Raw genomic sequence first — 3,534 nt, 5'->3', positions numbered from 1 at the left:
GCCGTTCCCTCAACGCGAGCTCCACCCGACCGGTCGCCTCGGACCCGGTGCTGGCGGGGGAGCGTCGGCCGACCGGTCGGGTGGGGCTCGCGTTGAGGGAACGGCTGCCGTTGTGGGTGCGGACGCGGTGCGGGCTGGAACGGCGGAGCGTGGTCGCGCTGTCGGTGGTGCTGGTGGTGGCGGTGGGGTTCGCCGTGCAGCACTTCTGGACCGGGCGGACGCAGCCCGTGCGGGCACCGGAGGTGGTCGGGGCGGCCGTGCCCCACCGCGGGAGCGGAACGGAGAGCCCGCCGGTGGCCTCGGCGGGAGCCGCTGACGAGGCCGGCGGCACGAGTACGGGCACGGGCCTGGCGGGCGCGGGTCCGGCGCTGCCCGAGATCGTGGTCGACGTCGGCGGCAAGGTGCGCGACCCGGGGGTCCACCGTCTCCCGGCCGGCTCACGGGTCGCGGACGCGCTGCGGGCGGCGGGCGGAGTACGGCCCGGAACCAGCACCGACGGGCTCAACCGGGCCCGCTTCCTCGTGGACGGGGAGCAGCTGATCGTCGGCGGCCCGGCACCGGCTCCGGGGGGCGGTCCGGCACCGGCGGCGGGCGGTCCGGCCGGAACGGCGCCCGGAGCCGGGCCCGCGACACCGGTGTCCCTCAACACCGCGACGCTGGACCAGTTGGACGGCCTCCCGGGGGTCGGCCCTGTACTGGCCCAGCACATCCTCGACTACCGCACCCGCAACGGCGGGTTCCGCTCGGTGGACGAACTGCGGGAAGTGAACGGCATCGGCGACCGCCGCTTCGCGGACCTGCGGAACCTCGTACGGCCATGAGGAGCCCGACGGACTCGGCGGACTCCGGGCGGACGCATACGGGGAACCCCGCCCCCGCGGACTCCGCTGCCCCCACCCGGTCGGCCGTGCACGCCGCCTCCGGGAAGCGGCTCGGGGCTTCCCATCCCCGGCAGGAGGGACCGGCCGACCTGCGGCTCGTACCACCCGCGCTGGCGGCCTGGGCCACGGCGGCGGTGATGCTGCACGCCCCTCCCGGCCTGGTGGCGGGCACGGTGATCACCACCCTGCTCCTGGCCGGAGTCCTCCTCACGCCGCGAAACCGCCGGGCGGGGCCGCGGCCCGCAGGGCCGCGAACTGCGGGGCCGGAACCTGTGGGACCGGAATCTGTGGGACCGGGACCTGGGGGGCCAGGACATGCGGAACCTGGATATAAGGGACCGGGGCATGCGCGGGCCCTGTCGCGGGTTTCCGGAGCCGCGGTGCTGCTGTGCGTCGCCGCTGCCGCCGGATCGGCGGGTCTGCACGGTGCCGATCTGCGGCGGGGGCCGGTGCCGGAGCTGGCGCGGGAGTACGCCTCGGTCACCGCCGAGGTCGAACTCACCGCCGACCCCCGGCTCAGCCGGCCGCGGGCCGGCGGCAGCCATGTGGTCCCGACGGCCGTGCTCATCGAGGCCGACGTGCGGCGGGTGGAGACGGCGAGGGACGGAACGGAGGTGGCGACCCGGGCGCCGGTGCTGATGATCGTCGATGCGCGTTCGGCCCGTCCCGTCACGCGGGACGACGGGCAGGAGCGGGCGCGGGGCCCGGAGGGGAAGTCGTCATGGCTCGGGTTGCTGCCGTCCACCCGGCTGCGGGTCGAGGCCCGGCTCGTACCCGCGACTGCGGGCGGTGACCGGTTCGCGGCCGTGCTGCGCGTCAGGGGCGCGGACGGGCCGGAGACGGTGGGCGAGCCGTCGGCGCCGCAGCGGCTGGCCGGGCGGCTGCGCGCCGGACTGCGGGCGGCGACCGACGGGCTGTCGGCGGACGCGCGCGCCCTGCTGCCGGGGCTGGTCGTGGGCGACACCTCACGTGTCACCCCGGAGCTGGAGGAGGCGTTCAGGGAGACCGACCTCACGCACACCCTGGCTGTTTCCGGGGCGAACTTCACGATCCTCCTCGCCCTGCTCCTCGGCCCGCCGGGGCTGGCGCAGTATGCCGAGCGCCGCGGGCTCGCGTCCCGCCTCGGCCTCTCGCTGCGTACGACCGCGCTGCTCGGCGGGGCGCTCTCGCTCGCCTTCGTCGTCGTGTGCCGGCCGGACCCGAGCGTGCTGCGGGCCGCCGCCTGTGGATCCGTCGCGCTGCTCGCGCTCGCCACCGGCCGCCGCCGGTCCCTGATCCCGGCGCTGGCGACGGCCGTCCTGCTGCTGGTGCTCCACGACCCGTGGCTGGCCCGCAGTTTCGGCTTCCTGCTCTCCGTGCTGGCCACCGGCGCCCTGCTCACGCTCGCGCCGCGCTGGAGCGCCGGGCTGCGACGGCGCGGGATGCCGCCACGGCTCGCGGAGGCGCTGGCCGCGGCGGGCGCCGCGCAGGCGGTGTGCGCGCCGGTGGTCGTGGTGCTGTCGGAGCGGGTGAGTCTGGTGGCGGTGCCGTGCAATCTCCTCGCCGAGTTCGCGCTCGCCCCGGCCACCGTGCTGGGCTTCCTGGCTCTGGCCACCGCCCTGCCGGCGCTGCCGGTGGCCAAGGCGCTCGCCTGGTGCGCGAGTTGGCCCGCGGAGTGGATCGCGTGGATCGCCCGGACCGGGGCGGCGCTGCCCGGTTCCGGGATCGACTGGCCGGGCGGCTGGGCCGGGGCGGCCCTGCTCGGGGCGCTCACCCCGGTCGTCCTGCCGATCGGCCGGAGACTGCTGCGGCACCCCTGGTGGTGCGGGGCCTGCGCCCTGCTCCTGGTGCTGCTGGTGGTGCAGCCGCCACCGCTGACCCGCGCGATCACGGGCTGGCCGCCGCCGGGCTGGCGCATGGTGATGTGCGACGTGGGGCAGGGCGACGCGATGGTGCTGGCGGCGGGCGAGGGCACCGGCGTGGTCGTGGACGCCGGTCCGGAACCGGCCCCGGTGGACCGCTGTCTGCGCTCCCTCGGCGTCACCCGGGTCCCGCTGGTCGTGCTGACCCACTTCCACGCCGATCACGTGGGGGGCCTGTCCGGCGTCCTGCGCGGACGTTCGGTGGGCGGCATCGCGACGACGGGACTGGAGGAACCCGCCGACCAGGCCCGGTTCGTACGGAGGATCGCGGCCGACAGCCACCTGCCCGTGACGCGTGCCGTCGCGGGGGAGCGGCGGCGTACGGGAGACCTGTCCTGGGAGGTGGTGTGGCCGCCGCCGGCCACCGGGCAGGCCGCCGGTGCCCGGCCGGTCCCGGAAGCGGAAGGGCCGAACGACGCCAGTGTGGCCATGCTCGTCCGGACGGCGGGGCTGCGCCTGCTGCTGCTCGGGGACATGGAACCACCGGCCCAGCGGGCCCTGGCGAGGTCGCCCGCGGCGACGCGGCTGGCGGACGTCGACGTCCTCAAGGTCGCCCATCACGGTTCGGCGTATCAGGATCCCGGCCTCGTAAGCCGGTTGGCGCCCCGGCTGGCGCTGATCTCCGCGGGGCGGGACAACTCCTACGGGCATCCCGCCCCGAGTACGGTCGCCGGGCTGCGGGACGCCGGAGCCGCGGTGCTGCGGACGGACCGGGGCGGGGCGATCGCGGTGCTCGGTGGTGAGGACGGGGG

At 76.8% G+C, this 3,534-nt stretch carries 2 protein-coding genes; both read left to right on the top strand.

The window, feature by feature from the left end; genetic code table 11:
- The first annotated feature begins 47 nt into the window (after positions 1-47).
- Complete coding sequence (locus AOK11_RS38245; RefSeq protein WP_079035338.1) at positions 48-821, top strand: ComEA family DNA-binding protein; 774 nt, start codon at positions 48-50, stop codon at positions 819-821.
- An 86-nt stretch (positions 822-907) separates the two neighbouring features.
- A partial coding sequence (locus tag AOK11_RS38240; protein WP_055598196.1) for a ComEC/Rec2 family competence protein occupies positions 908-3,534 on the top strand: 2,627 nt, incomplete at its 3' end.

Origin of the sequence: Streptomyces hirsutus (assembly GCF_001418415.1) — a bacterium.
GTDB lineage: Bacteria > Actinomycetota > Actinomycetes > Streptomycetales > Streptomycetaceae > Streptomyces > Streptomyces hirsutus.
Note: the sequence above shows the minus strand (reverse complement) of the source record. Positions and strands in the feature narration are given on the sequence as shown.